The organism is Streptomyces sp. JH34 (assembly GCF_029428875.1).
Taxonomy (GTDB): domain Bacteria; phylum Actinomycetota; class Actinomycetes; order Streptomycetales; family Streptomycetaceae; genus Streptomyces.
In genome coordinates this window covers 6,924,805-6,945,787 of record NZ_JAJSOO010000001.1, presented here as the reverse complement: position 1 = coordinate 6,945,787, position 20,983 = coordinate 6,924,805, and the positions used below count along the sequence as shown (strand labels likewise).

Below are 20,983 nucleotides of genomic sequence, written 5' to 3'. Positions count from 1 at the left end.
GCGCGTACCTTCCGGTGTGGGTGGTGTGGTCGTCACGCGGGCCGGTGACTCTCCAGCCGCAGGCGGATCTCCTGCTCCTGGTCGCCCGCCGCCGTTCCGACGAGCCGGACGGTGAAGGCGTCGGCCAGGTGCTTCCGGAGGCGGTCGACGGCCCAGTAGCCGCCCTGCGCCTCGACCATCACCGGTACGGAGAGCCGGGCGGGTCCGGCGCCGGCCTTCGTCTCGGAGACGTCGACGGTCGCCGTCCACACGGTGGGGCGTGTGTCCGACTCCTCCTCGGGGACATCGCTCGCCGGACGGTCGGAGTCGAACGAGCGGCGCAGGACGTCGAACACGGTGCGTGCGTCCTCCTTCGGGCAGCCGGTGACCGCCACCACGACGTCGCCGCTCTCCTGGTGTCCCTGTGCTGCTTCCTGCGTGCTGTTCACCCTGCATTCCTTTCAATGGGAGCGCTGTGAGCGCTGTTCGGCGGCCTCTCGCTGGGGTCCGACCGTGTGTGCCGGGTCCTCGGCGGAGGCGATTCCCGCCGCGAAGACCCCGAAGCGCGTGCAGGCAGAGCCCGCGAGCAGTGCGAGGCCCGCACCGGCTGCGACGGGCCGGCTGCGGTGTCCGAGCAGAAGACCCGCCGCCGCCCCGGCCGCGGTGAGCGCGCGTGCGGCGCGCGTCAGCGTCCCGGCACGGCCCTCCCGGCAGGTCACGGCGACGGAGCCCAGGCGCCGTTCCATGGCGCGGCTCGCGGCGCCGTCGGCGACGGCCGCGAGTACGGAGGCGTACCGGGCCGGTGTGTTCTCGTGCACCGGACCGGTGACCATAGCCATCCCGGCGGCGGCCGCGGTGGCCGACGCCGCGAAGAGGTAGGGGAGTTCACGGTGCGCGCCGTGCCACGCGGGGACGGCGGTGTCGGCCGCCAGGACGGCGGTGTACGTCGCCAGGGTGGGGCCCAGCAGCGCGGCGGCGGCGGTGGCCGCCGCGCCGGCCCGGGGGAACCTGCCCGTCACCGCGGTGAGAGCGGCGGCGCCCGCGGCGGGTCCGTAGCCGGAGAGCAGCCACGTGCCCATGCTCATCGGCGAGGTCGGTTTGAAGACGCGGAGCATGTGGAGGAAGCGCGACGGGCGGCCGAGGTCGTGGACGAGCGCTGCCGCCGAGAGGGTGACGGCTGCGAGGGAGGAAACCTTCAGCGCCCTGGCCGTGGTGTCGCGGCCCGTGACATGGGCCCCGGCGGCAAGGACGGAGCCGGCGCCCGCGAGCCCGCCGAGGAAGAAGTATCCGGCGATGTCCTGGGCGGACCACGACGGCGCCTTGATGACGGGCCTGCCGTAGTAGGAGTCGGGCACGGCCCGGCCCGGTCCCTTCTCGGGGCTGCTGGTGGTCATGTCCGGCCGCTCCTGCGGGTGAGTGAGGGGATGGAGAAGGAGAGGGCGGCTCCCGCCGCGAGCGACAGCGCGGCGATACCCGCGTGACGCCACATCGCCGGCAGGTCCCTGGTGGTGACCACCGGGTCCGGGGGCAGGCCGTACACCTCGGGTTCGTCCATGAGGAGGAAGAACGCGCCGTCCCCTCCGACCCCGTTGTCCGGTTCGTGTCCGTACAGCCGTGCTTCGGCGACCCCGGCCGTGTGCAGCTGTTCCACTCGCAGCGCGGCACGCTCCCGGAGTTCGTCGAGCGGGCCGAACTGGATGGACTCGGTGGGACACGCCTTGGCGCACGCGGGTTCCTGCCCCGCGCCGAGACGGTCGTAGCAGAGGGTGCACTTGAACGCCCGGCCGTCCTCGGGACGCTGCTCGATCACTCCGTACGGGCAGGCGGGTACGCAGTAGCCGCAGCCGTTGCAGATGTCCTCCTGGACGACGACCGTGCCGAACTCCGTGCGGAACAGCGACCCGGTCGGGCAGACGTCCAGACACGCGGCGTGGGTGCAGTGCTTGCAGACGTCCGAGGACATCAGCCATCGCACGCCCGAACCGTCTTCCGGCGTCCCCGCGTCCGGCTCCACGAGCGGCAGTTGCGTCCGTCCGGCGGGCGCGGGCTGCTCGATGAAGGCGACGTGCCGCCAGGTGGAGGCGCCCAGCCCGGCGGTGTTGTCGTAGGACATCCCGGTGAGCGACAGTCCGTCCTCGGGGAGGGCGTTCCATTCCTTGCAGGCGACCTCGCACGCCTTGCAGCCGATGCAGACGGAGGTGTCGGTGAAGAACCCGACGCGAGGCGGGGCGTTCCGGTGTCCCGCGTCAGCCGCCGGGTCGGGCTCGGGCCCGCTGAACAGGTTGTCCCTCACATCGTCTCCCGGGTTCCGGTCGTCTCCGTGATCCCGGCCCGGCGGCGGTACTCCGCTACGAGTTCGGGCAGTGCGGGGCCCCTCGGCCTGCGCCCGGGCCGGATGTCGGCGGTGAGCGCCTTGTCCTCCTGGATCAAGGCGTTGGGGTCGAGGGCGATGGCCATCAGTTCGTTGGCCGCGTCACCGGTGGCGATCCCGTTGGGGCCCCAGTGGAAGGGCAGCCCGATCTGGTGCACGGTCCGGCCCCGGACGGTCAGGGGGGTGATCCGGCGGGTCACCATGACGCGCGCCTCGACGGCGTTGCGCGCCGTGACGATCGTCGCCCAGCCGCAGTGCTCGAGTCCTCTCTCCGCGGCGAGCTGCGGGGACACCTCGCAGAAGAACTCCGGCTGCAGCTCGGACAGATACGGTGACCAGCGGCTCATCCCGCCCGCCGTGAAGTGTTCGGTGAGCCGGTGGGTCGTGACGACGTAGGGATACACGTCCGCGCCCGGTTCGTCACCGCTCGGGTGGTAGCGGTTGCCCTCGCGCGGGTGCAGTTGCCTGACCGGCGAGCGGGAGCGCGAGGGGTGGAGCGCGTTGGTGAAGGGCGAGTCCTGCGGCTCGTAGTGGGTGGGCAGCGGCCCGTCCACCAGGCCGGCGGGGGCGTAGAGCCAGCCCTTGCCGTCGGCCTGCATGATGAACGGGTCGTCCCCGCGCAGCGCGTCGGGTCCCTCGGCGTCGGGCGCGGGTACGTGGCCGGGGGCGCGGTCCGGAACGAAGTCGGGGACGTCGTGACCGGTCCACCGCCCTTCGAGGTCGTCCCACCAGACGTAGGCCTTGCGTTCGCTCCAGGGGCTGCCGTCGGGCGCCGCCGAGGCCCTGTTGTAGAGGATGCGGCGATTGGCGGGCCAGGCCCAGGCCCATTCGGCCGCCACCCAGTCCTGCTCGGTGTGGGGCTTGCGGCGGGCGGCCTGGTTGACCCCGTCCGCGTACACCCCACAGTAGATCCAGCAGCCGCAGCTGGTGGAGCCGTCGTCCTTGAGTTCGGTGTAGGCGGAGAGGGGGGCGCCGTCCGGGCCGTGTCCGTTGATCTCGGCCAGCACCGCAGCCGATACCGGTTCGGCGAGCGGACCGTCGACGGGGTAGTCCCAGGTCAGGTCCTGGACGGCGCGGTCCATCGGGTCGGCGGAGGCCGCGAGGCGCTCCTTGACGCGCCGGCCCAGGTGGTACATGAACCAGAGGTCGCTGCGTGCGTCGCCCCCGGGTTCGACGGCGGCGTGGTGCCACTGGAGCCACCGGTTGGTGTTGGTGAAGGAGCCGGACTTCTCCGTGTGCGCCGCCGCGGGGAAGAAGAAGACCTCGGTGCCGATCTCCTCCGTGGTCATCTCCCCGGTTTCCGTCTCGGGGCCGTCCTGCCACCAGGTGGCGGATTCGATGAGCGAGAAGTCACGGACGACCAGCCATTCGAGCTGGGCCATGCCGAGCCGCTGCAGCCGTGTGTTGGCGGAGCCCACGGCGGGGTTCTCACCCATGAGGAAGTAGCCCTTGCACTCCCCCGCCAGTTGCGCCATCACTGTCTCGTACGTGCCGTGGGATCCGGTGAGCCGGGGCAGGTGGTCGAAGCAGTAGTCGTTGTCCGCGGTGGCCGCGTCGCCGTAGTAGGCCTTGAGCAGGCTGACGAAGTAGGCCCGCATGTTGCCCCAGAAGCCCTTGCCGGTACGGCTGGCCCGGACGAGGGCGTCCAGGTCCTCGTGCGCGTGGGCATGCGGCATCGGGAGGTAGCCCGGCAGCAGGTTGAAGAGGGTCGGGATGTCGCTGGAACCCTGGATGGAGGCGTGTCCCCGCAGGGCCTGGATGCCGCCGCCGGGCCGCCCGATGTTGCCGAGGAGCAGCTGGAGCACGCTCGCGGCGCGGATGCACTGGGTGCCCGTGGTGTGCTGGGTCCAGCCGACGGCGTAGGCGAAGGCGGTGGTGCGCTCCCGGCCGGAGTTGGAGGTCAGCGCGTCGCAGACCTCGAGGAACACCTCCCGCTTCACCCCGCAGATCTCTTCGACCATCTCGGGGGTGTAGCGCGCGTAGTGACGCTTGAGGATCTGGTAGACGCACCTGGGGTCGCGCAGGGTCTCGTCGCGCGGCGGCCACGCGCGGGCCTGCGGGCCCCCCGAACCGTGGGTCTCCGACCCGGCCGCTGCATGGACCCGGTGCTGCGCCTCCGCGCTGCGGGAGCGGTCCTCGTACAGCTCGTCCACGTCCCCGGAGGGTGCCTGGACGTCGGATTCCCGGTACTGCCACGAGCGGGGGTCGTAGTGGCCCCGCTCCTCGTCCAGGCCGGAGAAGACACCGTCGAGGTCCTCGGTGTCCTGGAAGTCGTCCCCGACCAGCGTTGCGGCATTGGTGTAGTTGAGGACGTACTCCCGGAAGTCCTTCTCCTCGGTGAGGACGTGGTTGATGATGCCGCCGAGGAACGCGATGTCGCTGCCGGCCCTGAGAGGCACGAAAAGGTCGGCCAGTGCGCTCGTGCGGGTGAAGCGCGGGTCCACATGGATGATCCGGGCACCGCGGGCCTTCGCCTCCATCACCCACTGGAAGCCCACCGGATGGGCCTCGGCGAAGTTCGACCCCTGGATGATGATGCAGTCCGAGTGCTGGAGGTCCTGCATGAAGGTGGTCGCTCCGCCCCTGCCGAACGAGGTGCCGAGACCGGCCACGGTGGAGCTGTGGCAGACCCGCGCCTGGTTCTCCACCTGCACGATGCCGAGGCCCGTGAAGAGCTTCTTGATCAGGTAGTTCTCCTCGTTGTCCAGGGTGGCGCCGCCGAGACTCGCGATACCCAGGGTGCGTGCCGTGCGGAGTCCGTCGTGCTCCCACTGCCACGTCCTGCGCCTGGTGTCCACGACACGGTCCGCGACCATGTCCATCGCCGTCTCCAGGTCGAGAGTCTCCCAGTCGGTGCCGTACGGACGCCTGTAGAGCACCTGGTGCAGGCGGGCCGGGCCGGTGGTGAGCTGGAGCGTGGAGGAGCCCTTGGGGCACAGCCTGCCCCGGCTGACCGGCGAGTCCGGGTCGCCCTCGATCTGGACGACCCGGTCGTCCTTCACGTAGACCTGCTGCCCGCAGCCCACCGCGCAGTACGGGCAGACGGACTTGACCACGCGGTCAGCCGTGGCCGTTCTGGGGCGGACCGCGTCGGTCTTCCGCGACATCACGGCCCGTCCTCTGCCCAAAGGATCACCGCCGGTCAGCTGCCGATACACGGGCCAGCGGGCGAGCGGATTGCCTGCTCCCATCGCGTTTCCTCCAGGGGTCCGGGGACTCACTCCAGGCTCACCCCACCGCTCCGAGTCGGCGACACGAGCGCGACGGTCAGGACCGGCAGGCGACGACAGATCTCGTACCCGGTGAGCCACGGGGAAACGTGGGGCCGGGCGGCGCGCTACAGCTCGCGCAGCGCCGGCAGGAGTGTGCTGCGGGCCCAGTCGATGAACGGCCGCTGATGGGCACCGCCGATCTGCACGAGGGCGACCTCGGTGAACCCCGCCTCGCTGTAGGGGCGTACGGCCTCCACGAACGCCTCGACGTCGGAGCCGCACGGAATCGATCCGGTGATGTCGTCCGCGCGGACGAACTGGGTCGCCTGTTCGAAGGCGGAAGGGCCCGGCAGCTCGGAGTTGACCTTCCAGCCGCCGAGCGACCATCGGAACTGGTCGTGGGCGCGGGCGATCGCGGCGTCCCGGTCGGTGTCGTAACAGACGGGCACCTGACCGACGCGGGGCTTACCGGTCCCGCCGTTGCGGTCGAACGCGGTCAGCAGCTCACCCTTGGGCTCCGTCGCGATCACCAGATCGCCGAGCCTGCCCGCGAGTTCGCAGGACCTCTCCCCCGAGACGGCGATGCCGATGGGGACCGGCTGTTCGGGCAGGTCCCAGAGCGTGGCGTTCTCCACGTCGAAGTGAGTGCCGTGGTGGTTGACGTAGCCCCCGCCGAAGAGGGCGCGGATGATCTGCACGGCCTCCTCGAGCATCTCCAGCCGAACGTGCGCCGCGGGCCACCCCACGCCGACGACGTGTTCGTTGAGGCTCTCCCCCGAGCCGAGGCCGAGCCGGAAACGGCCCTCGGCGAGCAGTTGGAGCGTCGCGGCCTTCTGCGCGACCACGGCCGGGTGGTAGCGGGTCGTCGGACAGGTCACGTACGTCATCAGCGGGATCCTGGACGTGGCCTGCGCGGCGGCCCCCAGGACGGACCAGGCGTAGGGCGCGTGTCCCTGGGAAGCCAACCAGGGGAAGTAGTGGTCGGAGGTGACGGAGAAATCGAAGCCGGCCGCTTCCGCCGCGACCACGTCCTCGACGAGGGCTCGAGGGCCTGCCTGCTCGGTCATCATCGTGTAGCCGATTTGCACCATATGAAACACATTTACCGCGACATCGCCATAAAACATGAATTCATGTCAATGGCTGTCTGTGATCGATTCCCCGGGGTATGCGCCATGCATGGACGTAACGAACGGAGCATGGGAATCGCTCGCCAGCACCGGCGGCAGCAACGGGCCGGGCGCGGTGGGGGTGGTCATCGGCGTCATCGGCCTGTTCGTGGTGCTCGTGCTGATCGGGGGCTTCTGGTTCGGGATGAGGCGCCGGGACAAGGAGTCACGGCCGCCCCGCCCCGATGAGCAGCCGCCGCGTCCGGATCACCGGACGGAGATCCAGGAGACCGGGCACCACGGTTCGGACCGCTTTCCCGAGAACGGCCGCGCTCTCTCGCCGTACGAGCTCAGCGACCACGGCAACGAGGTGATCCCGCCGCCGGAGGACGAGCCCCGGCGTGACTGAATCACCGGCGTGCCGTCGGCGGACAGATGAACAGGAGGCCGGGACCCCCGTCGAGCGGGCCCGGACTCCTGTCCCGCGCGGCGTCACCTCTCGCCTTCGATCGGAGGACCATGGAACCGGGGGGCATATGAAGCGGCCGGAGTCGGACCGCACGACCCGAGTGACGGAGTCGGACCACAAGACGCACGTGCCGGAGTCGGACCACAAGACGCACGTGCCGGAGTCGGACCACAAGACCCGCGTGACCGTCCTGGTCGCGCTCGGCGCCAACCTCGTCATCGCCGCGGCCAAGGGAGTGGGGGGCCTCCTGTCGGGTTCGCCCGCCCTCCTGTCCGAAGCGGCCCACTCCGTGGCGGACAGTGTGAACGAGGTCTTCCTGCTGGCCGCGCTCCGGCGCAGCCGCCGCCCGCCCGACGCCCGTCACCCCTTCGGCTACGGCAAGGAGCGCTACTTCTGGTCGTTGCTCGCGGCCGTCGGGATCTTCGTCGTCGGCGGCTGTTTCTCGTTCTTCCAGGGCTTCGAGGCACTCGGCAGCCACGAACAGCAGTCGCACGACGGCTACACGGTGGGTCTGATCGTCCTCGGGGTCGCCCTGCTGGCGGAGGGAGCGTCGCTGGTCCGTGCGCTGCTGCAGCTCCGCGGCGAGAAGGGCGCCGCTCGCGACCCCGCCCTGCGGACGGTGATCGCCGAGGACAGCACGGCCGTGCTGGGGGTGGTGCTGGCCATGGCCGGGATGGTGCTGCACATGGTGACCGGAGACGTCGTGTGGGAGGCATCGGCCTCTCTGGGGATCGGCGCACTGCTCGTCTACGTCGCGTTCCGGCTCGGCAAGGACGCCCGCGACCGGCTGATCGGGGAGTCCGCCGACCCCGGGATGCGCCGGGGCGTGGAGGAACTCCTCACCTCCCAGGAGGAGATCGACAACGTGGCGGCCCTGTTCACCATGGGACTCGGCCTCGACTCGGTGCTGGTGGCAGCCAGGATCGATCTGGCTCCCGGCATCGACAGCGAGGAGGTCGAGCGGGTCGCCGTCCGGATCAAGCGGGCGATCGCCGGCTCCTGGCCGGAGGCCGAGCACGTCTTCCTCGACATCACGAACGCGCCGCCCCGGGGCGGGGTGTGATCGCCGCCGCGTGTTGCGGGAGTCGTCGGGGCGCATGAGGCTGGTCCTGGCCGCGCGGCACGGAAGAAGTCGTGCCGCAGAACCGATAGGGCAGTGGACCATGACTCCTGGCGACCGTCGGACCGTGCCGGAACCCGCAGTGCTGAGCGGTGCGAGCGCCCCGTGCTGGGTCCATCTGGTGACCCGCGACCTCCGGGACGCGCAGCTCTTCTACGGCGCCGTTCTCGGCTGGACGTTCCGCCTCGGACCGCTGGGCCGGGACTTCGTCATGGCGCGCTCCGACGGGGTACCGGTGGCCGGTATCGGCGCGGTGGCGTCCGCCTACCAGGTGGCCGTGGCCTGGATGCCGTACTTCTCCGTCCAGGACGCCGACGTCGTGGCGGCCCGCATCCGTGAACGCAGCGGCACCGTGGCGGTGGGCCCGCTGACGGTGGGCCAGGGCCGCGCTGTCCTGGCCGCCGACCGGGACGGCGCCTCCTTCGGCGTCTGGGAGTGGACCGGGCGCGCCTCCACCCTCGCGCCGTCCGGGAACCGGGCACACGCCTGGCTGCGGCTGCGCACCAGGGACGCCTTCGACGCGGCGATCTTCTACGGCGAGGTCCTCGGCTGGGAGAGCGGGGAGCCCGGGGGCTGCGACATCGCCTACGTGAGGGAAGAGGTACTCGTACGCTGCAACGGACGCCCACTGGCGCGGATCAGCTCCGGTGCCGTGGAGGCCGCTCCGGACCCGCAGGTGCGCCCGCACTGGCAGGTGCAGTTCCCGGTGGCCGACGTGGACGCGACGGTCCTCGCCGCGGAGCGGAACGGCGGAACCCTCATGGAGCGGCGCGAGGTGCCGCACGGCAGCGAAGCGACCCTGAGGGACCCGGACGGCGGTCTCTTCACCGTGACGGACGTACGCAGCCCGGCCGACGTCGACGACGGCTGAACCGGAGGGTCAGGGACGCGGGCCGGAATCCTCGGAGTCCTCGGCCTCCGCCCCGTCGGCCGGCTCGCGGCGGCCGCCCCGGGCGATGGCCCACAGCGGGAACACGAACCAGCAGACCAGGAACCACAGGGCCATCCCGCCCACCAGCCAGAGCGCGGTCACGTTGTGGAGCGCCACGCGCAGGATGAGCAGCAGCGTGCTGCACATGGTGCAGAACAGCAGGCCGAGCCCCAGTTTCGTCAGCCGTGCGGCCCAGGTCACCGTCTGCGGCTTCATCCGCCGTCCGGTGAGCAGCCGGTGGTACGACACGGGGCCTATCAGCGCGGCCGCGGTGGCCGAGCCGAGCATCACGGTCACGACGTAGATGTTCCGGTCGGCGGTGGACAGATCCGCGAAGCGGGGCTGGAAGACGACCGCGAGCAGGAAGCCGAAGAGGATCTGGACGCCGGTCTGCGCGACCCGGAGTTCCTGGAGCAGCTCGCCCCACTGCCGGTCCGCCCGCTCCTCGTCGGTCTCCCGCCGTCCGCTGCGCGGGTTCCTTCCGGCCATGTCCCCACCGGTCCCGTCGCTGCCCGTCGGTATCTGCCCCATCGATGCCTCCCCCACCTCGTCGAGGTGGTACTGGTTCCCCGAGGAGCCCTCGTGAATCCTGAGGTCCTCCGCGTGACCGGCAGTCGCGGGACAGCGCACCGGCCGGTCCTCCTCATGGTGGCAGCCGCCGGGAAAAGCACCACACCGGCAACCGGGCGGGCGGGCCGGAAATCGATGCCGAGCGAGGGCCATACCTCGACGCACCGTGACAACTCGCTTAAGATCGTCCTACGGCATCGCGCGTCGGTCACCGGCCGGGTGAGGCGTGGAGGTAGCCCGTGAGATGCCCGTTGGAGGCATTCCACAGTGTCAGTCGAGTTGAATCACACCATCGTCCACAGCCGGGACAACCGCGAGTCCGCCGAATTCCTGGCGCGGCTTCTGGATCTGACCGTCGGTACCGAATGGGGACCTTTCATCCCGGTCGTCCTCGCGAACGGCGTCACGCTGGACTTCGCGACCGTTCCCGCCGCGTCGATCACCATGCAGCACTACGCGTTCCTCATCTCGGAGGCGGAGTTCGACACGGCCTTCGGCCGCATGGAGGAGCAGGGAATCGAGTACTGGGCCGACCCCCACCGCAAACAGCCCGGCGAGATCAACCACAACGACGGCGGACGCGGGGTGTACTTCCTGGATCCCAGCGGACACGGGCTGGAGCTCATCACCCGCCCGTACGGCGGCTGGTCGTAGCGGCCCCTGCCGCAGGGCACACGGAGGGCCCGGCCGCGATCCCCGATCGCGGCCGGGCCCTCCGGCTCAGAGGCCGCCGTCGACCGTGAGCACCATTTCGGGCCGGTCCCACATGACCGCGGGCGGACGGGCCACGACGGTGCCGGTGCGCTCGGCGCCCATGCTGCGGTAGAACCCCTCGGCGGGAGGGTGCGCGACCACGCGCACGGCGGTCAGACCCGCGAGGCGCGCCCGCCCGAGCAGGTGCCCGACGAGGAACCGCCCGACTCCCCGCCCCTGGGCCTCGTCGGCCACGAACATCAGGTCGAGCTCCGGCGGGGACACGACCAGCGCGTAGAAGCCGAGGATGCGGCCGTCGTCGTCCACGGCCACGTGGACCTCGTGCGCCTCGATGTAGTCGGGGCCGACCTTGTACCCCTCGACCAGGGGGGCGTAGGGGCCCTCGTAGGCACCGGACGTGGTGACCAGACGGGTGAGCCGCTTCGCGTCGCGGGCGACCGCCGGTCTGACCCGGACTCCGCCACGTCGATCCGTAATACTCGATCTCATGCGTCGAGTATTACGCACTTCCGAAGCCCGGCACGCGTGGCCCTCGGCGGACCCGCCTCCCGGCGTGCCGCTCCCCCACGTTCGCCTCGGTCGGCACGCGACTGACGGCACCGCGGCCGTCCGGCGGAGGGCCTTCGGGCCGGCTTTTCCAGGATGCCGGGAGCATTCCCGGCATGAACGGCGTGGAGAGGGTTACACGCCTCATGCACGCAGCCCGGTCACACACCGAACCGGGCTCGGACCGGAAGGGGTTGACGAGAGTGAAACAGCACGACGCACCGACCGCGAGCCGACGGGAGCGTCGGCCATGACGACCGTGGTGATCATCGTCGCCGTCGTCCTGGTGGCAGCGCTCGCCTTCTACCTCGTCCGCGGACGAGGGACCGGTGGGCGTGGGCTGCAGCGTCGCTTCGGATCCGAGTACGCCCGGACGGTCGCCCGTCACGACGGCGACACGAAGGCCGCCGAGCACGAGCTCTCCGAGCGGGTGAAGGCGCACGGCTCCCTCTCCGAGCGACCCCTGCGACCGGAAGCCCGCGAGGCGTACGCCCGCCGCTGGGCCGAGGTGCAGGAACGGTTCATCGACTCTCCCAGGGACGCGGTCGTCGAGGCGGACGCGCTGCTCGCCCAGCTGGCGCGCGACCGGGGCTTCCCGGACGGCGGCAGCTTCCAGGAGCAGACGGACGCCCTCTCGGTCCATCACGCCGAGCAGGTCGACGGTTACCGAAGGGTGCACACCGCCGTGCGTGGCCAGGGCGGCACGGAGGAGATGCGGAGGGCCCTGAGCGAGTCCCGGGCCCTCTTCGACGTCCTCCTCGCGGACTCACCTGACGACACGGGCCGGACCACGGGCCGGCACGACGAAACGGCCCGGACGGACCGGCACGAGGCGAAAGGCAGTGCAGCATGACCGACCACACCGAGCGCATGACGAATCCCGTACTCGGCACCGAGCCCCGGCGGGGCGACCCCGCGGTGAGCACGCATGAGCGGGACCCGTCGGTGAGCACGCCCGAGCGGGACCCCGGAACCGCACAGGGCAGGACCGCGGAAACGACGGCCCCCCACGCACCGGTGGACAGAAAGGGCCTGGATCAGAAGCTCGGCGGCCACGGCGTTCCGCCCGCCCCGCGAACACCCCCCGCCGGCGCGCACACGGAGCGGGCAGGCCACCAGGAGGCGACCGGCACCGACCGGCCCCTGGTCCCACGCGGCGACCAGGACAGGCTGTCGCAGCGGATGCAGCACGCGGTGACCGACTTCGTCGAGAGCCCCCGCCGGGCCGTCGAGGAGGCGGAGAGCACGTTCGACCAGATCGTCGCGGGCCTGACCGAGGCCCTGGCCGAGCGCAAGCGCGTCCTGCGCGCGAGCTGGCAGGAACAGGACACCGAAGCCCAGACGGAGGAACTCCGCGTGGCGCTTCAGCACTACCGCGACCTCAGCGAACATCTGCTCAAGATCTGAGCGTCGCCCCCACAGCACGCGGGCCCGGTACCACGTCCTCGGACGTGGTACCGGGCCCGCCGCGTCCAGGGCCGGCCGTCAGACGGGGACGGCCAGGTCGGCGCGCAGCCGCTCGGCCACCGCCGGGGGAAGTCGCAGCGCCTTGCCGAGGTAACCGTCGAGCCCGCCCCAGCGTTCGTCCATCGCGTCGAGGGCCGCTTCGAGATACCGGGGCCGGGCCTCGATGACCGCGGACGCGATGTCCGGGTCCCCGCCCTCGTCGAGGAAGCGCCGCACCGCGGGCCCGAAGGCGGCGCGCACCGCCCGGTTCACCGCGAGGAACTCCGCTCTGACGACCTCACGCGACGCACCCGCCATCATGAGCAGCAGCGCGGTGCCCCATCCGGTCCGGTCCTTGCCGGTCGCGCAGTGGAAGAGCAGCGGCCTCGCCCGAGGATCGGAAACGGTGTCGAGAAGGGCCCGGTAGGCGGCCGCGGCCCCCGGGGAGAGGACCATCTCCCGGTACGTCTGCGCGAAGAGCTCCTCCGCCCTCCCGCCGCCGAGCAGAGAGGCTGCTCCGACCGGGTCACCGAGGAGCGCCTTGAGCCGGGCCGGCGTGATCCCCGGATTGTCGCCGAGCACGTCGGCGACGAAGAGCCTCGCGCCCGTCGGGAGCCGGTCCGGCGCCCACCGGCGCTCGTCGGCGGTGCGCAGATCGACGACGGTACGGATACCGAGGGCGGTCACCGCCATGTCGTGTTCGGCGTCGAATTCGCTCAGCTGGCCCGAGCGCAGGAGGATTCCCTGGCGCAGGCGGCGGTGGCGCCCCAGGGCGATGCCACCCAGATCGCGCAGATTGACAATGGTCGAGGCGGGGACGGCCCGGGCGGTCTGCACGATGAACTGCCTCTTTCCCGACAGACTGCAGGTCGGAATCAACGTCGCACGGCGTACGGATATCGACAAAGGGAGCGTGAGGTACGGGGCGTCGGCCGGCGGGTGGATCAGTCGGCGAGAATCCTTGTCTTCTGCGCCGAGAACTCCTCGTCGGTGAGAACACCCCGCTGCTTCAGGTCCGCGAGCCTCTCGAGCAGCGTGATGACGTCGTCCCCACCGTCCGCCGGGACCCTCTCGTGTGCCAGGAGCCGGCCACCCGCCTCCTCGACCACCCGGGTGAGGGGTACCGACCAGAGGTCCTCCCACACGATCAGCGCGGCAGAGTGCGCCTCGGGCAGGCCCTCGAGCACGTCGAGCTCCGCGATCCGGGGCAGCCCGGCCGGGCGGTCGTCCGGTGGATCGAAGGGTACGAGTCCCTGCGGGTCCATCTCGGCCCGTTCGACACGCTCGACGGCGCCGCCCGCGGCTCTGCGGGCGAAGGCGAGATCGAGGATGCGGACCGCCTCGGACGCGACGGCGTCGGCCAGCACGGGCGCGATCGCGTCGGCGAAGCGGCCGCCGGGAAAGGTGACGACGAGGTACTCCACGGGTCCCACGGGCACGATGCGTCCTTCCCCTGCGGTTCTGGATCGACAGCAGCATAACTTCGGGCAATCAGTGACGCACTGTGAAAATTGCTGACAGAGACCGAAGCTGCGGCCGCACGACCGGTCAGGAATGAAGAAGCGGAAGCTCCCCGCCGCCCGTAGCGTCGTCCGCATGGAGATCGAGCGTTCGCGGCGGTTCGTCGCCGTCGGCGTCCAGGACACGGCGCCGGCCTGCCACCGGGACGCCCTCGGCCCGGAGCTGCGCGACGGCCCCTCCTGCAATGTGCTGCGCGTCAGCCGGCCTCGCGCATGATTCCGCCGCCGACGACAGCGTGATTCTGATAGACAGCGACCGTTGCCGCGACCGCGCCGGCGACGCCGACGGTGGCCGCCCGGCGGCCACCGCGTAACGGATGGGGAACCGACGAGCATGGCCACGAGGACGGACACGCGGGCACCCGCGCCGCATGTTTCCGACAGCCACGATCTGATCCGCGTGCACGGCGCGCGCGTGAACAATCTCAAGGACGTCAGCGTCGAGATCCCGAAACGCCGGCTGACCGTGTTCACCGGGGTCTCCGGCTCGGGTAAGAGCTCGCTGGTGTTCAGCACGATCGCCGCCGAGTCGCAGCGGATGATCAACGAGACCTACAGCGCCTTCGTCCAAGGCTTCATGCCGACGCCGGCACGGCCCGAGGTCGACGTGCTCGAGGGGCTGACGACGGCGATCATCGTCGACCAGCAGCGGCTGGGTGCCGACCCGCGCTCCACGGTCGGCACCGTCACCGACGCCAACGCGATGCTGCGCATCCTCTTCTCCCGTCTGGGCGAACCGCACCTCGGCCCGCCCGGCGCGTACGCGTTCAACGTGCCATCGGTCAGGGCGAGCGGCGCGATCACCGTCGAGCGCGGCAACAAGAAGGCCGTGAAGGCGACCTTCAACCGCACCGGCGGCATGTGCCCGCGGTGCGAGGGCCGGGGCGCGGTGTCCGACATCGACCTCACCCAGCTCTACGACGACTCCAAGTCCCTCGCCGAGGGCGCGTTCACCATCCCCGGCTGGAAGTCGGACAGCCAGTGGACCGTACAGGTCTACGCCCAGTCGGGCTTCGTCGACCCGGACAAGCCGATCAGCAGGTACACCGCGAAGGAGCTCCAGGACTTCCTGTACGGGGAGCCGGTCAAGGTGAAGGTCAACGGTGTCAACCTCACCTACGAGGGGCTGATCCCCAAGATCCGGAAGTCCTTCCTGTCCAAGGACAAGGAGGCGATGCAGCCGCACATCCGGGCGTTCGTGGAGCGGGCGGTCGCCTTCACCACCTGTCCCGAGTGCGAGGGCACCCGGCTCAGCGAGGGCGCCCGGTCCTCGAAGATCGATCGGATCAGCATCGCCGACGCCTGCGCGATGCAGATCAGCGATCTGGCCACCTGGGTCCGCGGTCTGGACGAGCCGTCCGTGGGGCCGCTGCTCACCGCGCTGGGCAGGACCCTCGACTCCTTCGTCGAGATCGGCCTCGGCTACCTCTCGCTGGACCGGCCGTCGGGCACCCTCTCGGGCGGCGAGGCGCAGCGCGTCAAGATGATCCGGCACCTCGGCTCCTCGCTCACCGACGTCACCTATGTGTTCGACGAGCCGACCATCGGTCTGCACCCCCATGACATCCAGCGGATGAACGGTCTGCTGCTACGGCTGCGCGACAAGGGCAACACGGTGCTGGTCGTGGAGCACAAGCCGGAGACGATCGTGATCGCCGACCACGTCGTCGACCTCGGCCCCGGCGCGGGTACGGAGGGCGGCACCGTCTGCTTCGAGGGCACCGTCGAGGGGCTGCGGGCCGGGGACACCGTCACGGGCCGTCACTTCGACGACCGGGCCGCCGTCAAGGAGACCGTGCGCGAACCCACCGGCGTGCTGGAGATCCGCGGCGCGGGCACGCACAACCTGCGCGACGTGGACGTCGACGTGCCGCTCGGGGTGCTGACCGTCGTCACAGGGGTTGCCGGTTCCGGCAAGAGCTCGCTCGTGCACGGGTCGATCCCTCCCGGCGAGAACGTCGTGTCGGTCGACCAGGGCGCGATCCGCGGTTCGCGGCGCAGCAACCCGGCGACGTACACGGGACTGCTCGACCCGATCCGCAAGGCGTTCGCGAAGGCCAACGACGTGAAGCCCGCCCTGTTCAGCGCCAACTCCGAGGGCGCGTGCCCCGGTTGCAACGGGGCAGGCGTCGTCTACTCCGATCTGGCGATGATGGCCGGTGTCGCGTCGACCTGCGACGAGTGCGAGGGCAGGAGGTTCCAGCCCGCCGTACTGGAGTACCGCTTCGCCGGCCGCGACATCAGCGAGGTGCTCGGCATGTCGGTGACCGAGGCCGAGGAGTTCTTCGGCGCCGGGGAGGCGCGTGTCCCTGCCGCGCACCGCGTACTCGGGCGGCTCTCCGACGTGGGGCTCGGCTATCTCAGCCTCGGCCAGCCGCTCACCACGCTGTCCGGCGGCGAGCGTCAGCGGCTGAAGCTGGCCACCCACATGGCGGAGAAGGGCGGTGTCTACGTCCTGGACGAGCCGACCGCCGGTCTCCACCTCGCAGATGTCCGGCAGTTGCTCGGCCTGCTCGACCGACTCGTCGACTCCGGCAAGACGGTCGTCGTCGTCGAGCACCATCAGGCGGTCATGGCACACGCCGACTGGATCATCGACCTCGGGCCCGGGGCCGGTCACGACGGGGGCCGGATCGTCTTCGAGGGCACGCCTGCCGACCTCGTCGCCGGCCGTTCCACGCTCACCGGCGAGCACCTCGCGGCCTACGTCGGCGCCTGACCGGAGGCTGCCCGGCGCCCGCCCTCCACGGGGCGCCGGGCTTCGCCTCCCCGGTCATGGCCCGAGGACAAGGCCACCCAGCCGGGAGATCAGGCACATTTCGGAGAGTGCAAGGTCACAGTCAGTTGCCCTGCTGCGCTTCAGAGTGCTGACCTAGCATCTCCAGCATGACGGTCCTGCCTGCTGACGGGTTTTCTCCGGCCGCCGAGTTCACCGACCCTTCCCACGATCAGTGGCAGAGCCTCGTCGAAGGCGTACTGCGCAGGTCGGGCAAGGACGTCGCGGGCGCGGCAGCCGAGGAAGCACTGTCCACCTCGCTCGGGGACGGACTCACGGTCCGCCCTCTGTACACCTCCGCCGACGCGTCACCCGACCCCGGTCTGCCCGGCTTCGCCCCCTTCACCCGGGGCAGCAGGGCCACGGGGAACACCACGGACGGCTGGGACGTGCGCCAGCGCCACGAACTGGCCGATCCCGTACGCCTGAACGAGGCTCTGCTCGGCGACCTGGAGAACGGCGTCACATCGCTCTGGCTGGCCGTGGGCGGGCCCGGTGGCGTTCCGGTCTCCGGCCTCGCCCGGGCGCTGGAGGGTGTCCATCTCGACCTGGCTCCGCTCGTGCTCGACGCGGGTGCCGATCCCGGCCCCGCCGTACGGGAGTTGCTCGGCCTGTACGAGGCCAGGGGGCTCGCGAAGGAGGCCGCGCGCGGCAGCCTGGGGGTGGATCCGCTCGGGCAGGCCGCCCGTACGGGGGCGGGGCCGGACCTGGGCACCGCTGTCCACTGGGCGCTCCTGTGCTCCCGCGAGTACCCCGGGCTGCGCGCCCTGGCCGTGGACGCGCTGCCGTACCACGAGGCGGGCGGCTCGGCCGCCGAGGAGCTCGCGCTGTCGCTGGCCACCGGGGTCGCCTATCTGCGGGAGCTGACGGCGGCGGGGCTCTCCGTCGAGGAGGCCTGCGCACAGCTGGAGTTCCGGTACGCGGCGACGGCCGACCAGTTCCTGACGATCGCCAAGCTGCGCGCGGCCCGGCGGCTGTGGGCCCGTGTCGCCGAGGTGTGCGGGGCGCCGGACGCCGGCGCGCAGCGGCAGCACGCCGTGACGTCGTCGGTGATGATGACGCGCCGTGACCCGTGGGTGAACATGCTGCGGACGACCCTGGCGTGTCTGGGCGCGGGTGTCGGCGGAGCCGAGTCGGTCACCGTACTGCCGTTCGACCACGTGCTGGGTCTGCCGGACGCGTTCGCCCGGCGGATCGCCCGCAACACCTCGACGATCCTCATCGAGGAGTCCCATCTGGCCCGGGTGACGGACCCCGCGGGCGGGTCCTGGTACGTCGAGCGGCTGACCGACGAACTCGCCGCCTCCGCGTGGGCGTTCTTCCAGGAGGTCGAGCGGGCGGGCGGTCAGGCCTCCGCGCTCCGGTCGGGCATGGTCCGGGAGCGGCTCGCCGCCACCTGGGGGGCCCGGAGCAAGGACCTGGCGCGACGGAAGGAACCGGTCACCGGGGTCAGCGAGTTCCCGGCGCTTCAGGAGCGGCCAGTGGAGCGCGTGGCCGCACCCGCCGGACCCGCGTCCGGCGGGCTGCCGAAGGTCCGGCGCGACGAGGCGTTCGAGGCGCTGCGGGCGAGGTCGGACGCGCATCTCGCGGCGACGGGAAGCCGTCCGAAGGTGTTCCTGGCCGCTCTGGGGCCGGCGTCGGTACACACCGCTCGCGCCTCCTTCGCCGCGAATCTGTTCCTGTCGGGCGGCATCGAGCCGGTCCACGACCCGGTTTCCGTGGACGCCTCGACCGCCGCCGCGGCCTTCGCCGCCAGCGGCGCCGGCATCGCCTGCCTGTGCTCGACCGAGGCCCTCTACGGCGAACAGGCCGAGGACGTCGCCACGGCCCTGAGGGCGGCCGGCGCCGAGCAGGTCTTCCTGGCAGGACGCCCCGCCGAGTACGCGGGCGCCGACGTCCACGTCTTCGCCGGCTGCGACGTGGTCGCCGTCCTCTCCTCCGAACTCGACCGCATGGGAGTGGCGTGATGCAGACCCCCGAGACGACCGGGACCGACGTGCCCGTGGTGCCGGCCTCCGTGGTGCCGGACTTCTCCGACGTGTCCTTGACAGGAGGCGCTCCCGCCGGGGCGTCCGAGGAGCAATGGCGCACCGCGGTCAAGGAGTCGGCCGGCCGGTCCGAGGACGAGCTGCTCTGGGAGACCCCGGAGGGCATCGAGGTCAAGCCGCTGTACACCGGCAAGGACCTGGAAGGGCTCGACTTCCTCGGGACGTACCCCGGCATCGCACCGTACCTGCGCGGTCCGTACCCGACGATGTACGTCAACCAGCCCTGGACGATCCGTCAGTACGCCGGGTTCTCCACGGCCGAGGAGTCGAACGCCTTCTACCGGCGCAACCTCGCGGCCGGGCAGAAGGGCCTGTCCATCGCGTTCGACCTGCCCACCCACCGCGGCTACGACAGCGACCACCCCCGGGTGACGGGTGACGTCGGCATGGCGGGTGTGGCGATCGACTCGATCTACGACATGCGCCAGCTCTTCGACGGCATCCCGCTGGACCGGATGTCGGTGTCGATGACGATGAACGGCGCGGTGCTGCCCGTCCTCGCGCTGTACATCGTCGCCGCCGAGGAACAGGGCGTCGCCCCCGAGAAGCTCGCCGGGACCATCCAGAACGACATCCTCAAGGAGTTCATGGTCCGCAACACCTACATCTATCCGCCCGGCCCCTCGATGCGGATCATCTCCGACATCTTCGCGTTCACCTCGCAGAAGATGCCGCGGTACAACTCGATCTCGATCTCCGGCTACCACATCCAGGAGGCCGGCGCGACGGCCGACCTGGAGCTCGCCTACACCCTGGCCGACGGCGTGGAGTACCTGCGGGCCGGGCAGGCCGCGGGCCTGGACGTGGACGCGTTCGCCCCGCGCCTCTCGTTCTTCTGGGCGATCGGCATGAACTTCTTCATGGAGATCGCGAAGCTCCGGGCGGCGCGGCTGCTGTGGGCGAAGATGGTCAAGGAGTTCGGCCCGAAGAACTCCAAGTCCCTCTCGCTGCGTACCCATTCGCAGACGTCCGGCTGGTCGTTGACGGCGCAGGACGTGTTCAACAACGTGACGCGCACCTGTGTCGAGGCGATGGCGGCGACCCAGGGGCACACCCAGTCGCTGCACACCAACGCACTCGACGAGGCGCTCGCCCTCCCGACGGACTTCTCGGCGCGGATCGCCCGCAACACCCAGCTGCTGCTCCAGCAGGAGTCCGGCACCTGCCGGGTCATCGACCCGTGGGGCGGCAGCGCGTACGTCGAGCGGCTGACGCACGACCTGGCGCGGCGGGCCTGGCAGCACATCGAGGAGGTCGAGGCGGCCGGCGGGATGGCCAAGGCCATCGACGCGGGCATCCCGAAGCTCCGGATCGAGGAGGCCGCGGCCCGTACGCAGGCGCGGATCGACGCCGGACGTCAGCCTGTCATCGGGGTGAACAAGTACCGGGTGGAGACCGACGAGAAGATCGACGTCCTCAAGGTCGACAACACCTCGGTACGCGCCCAGCAGATCGAGAAGCTGCGCCGGCTGCGCGAGGAGCGCGACGAGACGGCCTGCCAGGACGCGCTGGCCGCGCTGACCACGGCGGCGGAGCGGGACCCCGGGCCGGGTCTCGAGGGCAACCTCCTGGCGCTGGCGGTCGACGCCGCCCGGGCGATGGCCACCGTCGGGGAGATCTCGGACGCGCTGGAGAAGGTCTACGGCCGGCACGCGGGCCAGATCCGTACGATCTCCGGGGTGTACCGCAAAGAGGCAGGAGAGTCCCCGTCCGTGGACCGCACACGCGCCCTCGTCGACGACTTCGAGGAGGCGGAGGGGCGGCGTCCGCGCATCCTCGTCGCCAAGATGGGCCAGGACGGACACGACCGCGGCCAGAAGGTGATCGCGACGGCCTTCGCCGACCTGGGTTTCGACGTGGACGTCGGCCCGCTCTTCCAGACGCCGGGCGAGGTCGCCCGGCAGGCGGTCGAGGCGGACGTGCACATCGTGGGCGTCTCGTCGCTGGCCGCCGGTCACCTCACGCTCGTGCCGGCGCTGCGCGAGGAACTGGCCGCGGAGGGCCGGGAGGACATCATGATCGTGGTGGGAGGAGTGATCCCGCCGGCGGATGTCGACGCGCTGCACGAGGCGGGTGCCGCAGCGGTGTTCCCGCCCGGCACGGTGATCCCGGACGCCGCCCACGACCTGGTCACGCGGCTCGGTGCCGCGCTCGGCCACGAGCTGTGAGCCG

Annotated in this window: 19 protein-coding genes; 10 read left to right on the top strand and 9 right to left on the bottom strand. The window is 71.0% G+C overall.

Annotation, left to right across the window (positions count from 1 at the left end):
• Positions 1-32 precede the first annotated feature (32 nt).
• The 5 genes from LWJ43_RS31170 to LWJ43_RS31150 form a co-directional block, all read right to left on the bottom strand.
• A complete protein-coding gene (locus LWJ43_RS31170) occupies positions 33-428 on the bottom strand; it encodes a hypothetical protein (protein WP_277335515.1) in 396 nt (131 codons plus the stop codon).
• Positions 429-440: 12 nt separating this feature from the next.
• On the bottom strand, positions 441-1,373 hold the full coding sequence (gene nrfD / locus LWJ43_RS31165) for an NrfD/PsrC family molybdoenzyme membrane anchor subunit (protein ID WP_277335514.1): 933 nt from the start codon (positions 1,371-1,373) through the stop codon (positions 441-443).
• A complete protein-coding gene (locus tag LWJ43_RS31160; protein WP_277335513.1) occupies positions 1,370-2,272 on the bottom strand; it encodes a 4Fe-4S dicluster domain-containing protein in 903 nt (300 codons plus the stop codon). The genes nrfD and LWJ43_RS31160 overlap by 4 nt, the downstream gene beginning before the upstream one ends.
• A complete protein-coding gene (fdh, locus tag LWJ43_RS31155; RefSeq protein ID WP_277335512.1) occupies positions 2,269-5,541 on the bottom strand; it encodes a formate dehydrogenase in 3,273 nt (1,090 codons plus the stop codon). The genes LWJ43_RS31160 and fdh overlap by 4 nt, the downstream gene beginning before the upstream one ends.
• 146 nt (positions 5,542-5,687) lie before the next feature.
• Complete coding sequence (locus tag LWJ43_RS31150) at positions 5,688-6,653, bottom strand: LLM class F420-dependent oxidoreductase (protein ID WP_277335511.1); 966 nt, start codon at positions 6,651-6,653, stop codon at positions 5,688-5,690.
• Positions 6,654-6,741: 88 nt separating this feature from the next.
• Between LWJ43_RS31150 and LWJ43_RS31145 the strand changes: the two genes are divergently transcribed.
• The 3 genes from LWJ43_RS31145 (at position 6,742) to LWJ43_RS31135 (ending at position 9,131) form a co-directional block, all read left to right on the top strand.
• Positions 6,742-7,080 carry a DUF6479 family protein gene (locus LWJ43_RS31145; protein ID WP_277335510.1) on the top strand — a complete coding sequence of 113 codons (339 nt, stop codon included), beginning with the start codon at positions 6,742-6,744 and terminating at the stop codon, positions 7,078-7,080.
• Between the two features lie 127 nt (positions 7,081-7,207).
• A complete protein-coding gene (locus LWJ43_RS31140; RefSeq protein WP_277335509.1) occupies positions 7,208-8,203 on the top strand; it encodes a cation diffusion facilitator family transporter in 996 nt (331 codons plus the stop codon).
• Positions 8,204-8,303: 100 nt separating this feature from the next.
• Positions 8,304-9,131 (top strand): VOC family protein, encoded by an 828-nt coding sequence (locus tag LWJ43_RS31135; RefSeq protein ID WP_277335508.1) that lies wholly within the window; start codon positions 8,304-8,306, stop codon positions 9,129-9,131.
• A gap of 9 nt (positions 9,132-9,140) precedes the next feature.
• Here LWJ43_RS31135 and LWJ43_RS31130 read toward each other — a convergent pair whose 3' ends face one another.
• Positions 9,141-9,680 (bottom strand): DUF6328 family protein, encoded by a 540-nt coding sequence (locus tag LWJ43_RS31130; RefSeq protein ID WP_277336044.1) that lies wholly within the window; start codon positions 9,678-9,680, stop codon positions 9,141-9,143.
• 348 nt (positions 9,681-10,028) lie between these two features.
• On the opposite strand from LWJ43_RS31130, the gene LWJ43_RS31125 reads away from it, so the two are divergent.
• Positions 10,029-10,415 (top strand): VOC family protein, encoded by a 387-nt coding sequence (locus tag LWJ43_RS31125; RefSeq protein WP_277335507.1) that lies wholly within the window; start codon positions 10,029-10,031, stop codon positions 10,413-10,415.
• Between the two features lie 66 nt (positions 10,416-10,481).
• On the opposite strand, the gene LWJ43_RS31120 is transcribed toward LWJ43_RS31125, so the two are convergent.
• A complete protein-coding gene (locus tag LWJ43_RS31120) occupies positions 10,482-10,964 on the bottom strand; it encodes a GNAT family N-acetyltransferase (RefSeq protein WP_277335506.1) in 483 nt (160 codons plus the stop codon).
• 307 nt (positions 10,965-11,271) lie between these two features.
• Here LWJ43_RS31120 and LWJ43_RS31115 point away from each other — a divergent pair, with 307 nt between their 5' ends.
• Positions 11,272-11,874, top strand: coding sequence for a hypothetical protein (locus LWJ43_RS31115; RefSeq protein WP_277335505.1), 603 nt, complete (start codon positions 11,272-11,274; stop codon positions 11,872-11,874).
• Positions 11,871-12,428 (top strand): hypothetical protein, encoded by a 558-nt coding sequence (locus LWJ43_RS31110; protein ID WP_277335504.1) that lies wholly within the window; start codon positions 11,871-11,873, stop codon positions 12,426-12,428. Before LWJ43_RS31115 ends, LWJ43_RS31110 begins: the two co-directional genes overlap by 4 nt.
• A 78-nt stretch (positions 12,429-12,506) precedes the next feature.
• On the opposite strand, the gene LWJ43_RS31105 is transcribed toward LWJ43_RS31110, so the two are convergent.
• Entirely contained in the window at positions 12,507-13,304 is a 798-nt protein-coding gene (locus LWJ43_RS31105; protein ID WP_277335503.1) for a tyrosine-protein phosphatase, read from the bottom strand.
• A gap of 107 nt (positions 13,305-13,411) precedes the next feature.
• Positions 13,412-13,906, bottom strand: coding sequence for an SHOCT domain-containing protein (locus LWJ43_RS31100; protein WP_277335502.1), 495 nt, complete (start codon positions 13,904-13,906; stop codon positions 13,412-13,414).
• Between the two features lie 115 nt (positions 13,907-14,021).
• Here LWJ43_RS31100 and LWJ43_RS31095 point away from each other — a divergent pair, with 115 nt between their 5' ends.
• The 4 genes from LWJ43_RS31095 to scpA all read left to right on the top strand — a co-directional run bounded on the left by LWJ43_RS31095 (position 14,022) and on the right by scpA (position 20,979).
• Positions 14,022-14,204 (top strand): hypothetical protein, encoded by a 183-nt coding sequence (locus LWJ43_RS31095; RefSeq protein ID WP_277335501.1) that lies wholly within the window; start codon positions 14,022-14,024, stop codon positions 14,202-14,204.
• A gap of 117 nt (positions 14,205-14,321) precedes the next feature.
• On the top strand, positions 14,322-16,706 hold the full coding sequence (locus LWJ43_RS31090; protein ID WP_277335500.1) for an excinuclease ABC subunit UvrA: 2,385 nt from the start codon (positions 14,322-14,324) through the stop codon (positions 16,704-16,706).
• Between the two features lie 167 nt (positions 16,707-16,873).
• Complete coding sequence (locus tag LWJ43_RS31085) at positions 16,874-18,730, top strand: methylmalonyl-CoA mutase family protein (protein WP_277335499.1); 1,857 nt, start codon at positions 16,874-16,876, stop codon at positions 18,728-18,730.
• Positions 18,730-20,979: a methylmalonyl-CoA mutase gene (scpA, locus tag LWJ43_RS31080; protein ID WP_277335498.1), complete on the top strand. Its 2,250-nt coding sequence runs from the start codon at positions 18,730-18,732 to the stop codon at positions 20,977-20,979. Before LWJ43_RS31085 ends, scpA begins: the two co-directional genes overlap by 1 nt.
• Positions 20,980-20,983 lie beyond the last annotated feature (4 nt).

What these genes read in the sequence shown, in the direction of transcription:
- nrfD (WP_277335514.1), bottom strand. Translation starts at nt 1,373, where the DNA reads ATGACCACCAGCAGCCCCGAGAAGGGACCGGGCCGGGCCGTGCCCGAC.
- fdh (WP_277335512.1), bottom strand. Translation starts at nt 5,541, where the DNA reads ATGGGAGCAGGCAATCCGCTCGCCCGCTGGCCCGTGTATCGGCAGCTG.
- LWJ43_RS31150 (WP_277335511.1), bottom strand. Translation starts at nt 6,653, where the DNA reads ATGGTGCAAATCGGCTACACGATGATGACCGAGCAGGCAGGCCCTCGA.
- LWJ43_RS31145 (WP_277335510.1), top strand. Translation starts at nt 6,742, where the DNA reads ATGGACGTAACGAACGGAGCATGGGAATCGCTCGCCAGCACCGGCGGC.
- LWJ43_RS31140 (WP_277335509.1), top strand. Translation starts at nt 7,208, where the DNA reads ATGAAGCGGCCGGAGTCGGACCGCACGACCCGAGTGACGGAGTCGGAC.
- LWJ43_RS31135 (WP_277335508.1), top strand. Translation starts at nt 8,304, where the DNA reads ATGACTCCTGGCGACCGTCGGACCGTGCCGGAACCCGCAGTGCTGAGC.
- LWJ43_RS31130 (WP_277336044.1), bottom strand. Translation starts at nt 9,680, where the DNA reads ATGGCCGGAAGGAACCCGCGCAGCGGACGGCGGGAGACCGACGAGGAG.
- LWJ43_RS31120 (WP_277335506.1), bottom strand. Translation starts at nt 10,964, where the DNA reads ATGAGATCGAGTATTACGGATCGACGTGGCGGAGTCCGGGTCAGACCG.
- LWJ43_RS31115 (WP_277335505.1), top strand. Translation starts at nt 11,272, where the DNA reads ATGACGACCGTGGTGATCATCGTCGCCGTCGTCCTGGTGGCAGCGCTC.
- LWJ43_RS31110 (WP_277335504.1), top strand. Translation starts at nt 11,871, where the DNA reads ATGACCGACCACACCGAGCGCATGACGAATCCCGTACTCGGCACCGAG.
- LWJ43_RS31095 (WP_277335501.1), top strand. Translation starts at nt 14,022, where the DNA reads ATGAAGAAGCGGAAGCTCCCCGCCGCCCGTAGCGTCGTCCGCATGGAG.
- LWJ43_RS31090 (WP_277335500.1), top strand. Translation starts at nt 14,322, where the DNA reads ATGGCCACGAGGACGGACACGCGGGCACCCGCGCCGCATGTTTCCGAC.
- LWJ43_RS31085 (WP_277335499.1), top strand. Translation starts at nt 16,874, where the DNA reads ATGACGGTCCTGCCTGCTGACGGGTTTTCTCCGGCCGCCGAGTTCACC.
- scpA (WP_277335498.1), top strand. Translation starts at nt 18,730, where the DNA reads ATGCAGACCCCCGAGACGACCGGGACCGACGTGCCCGTGGTGCCGGCC.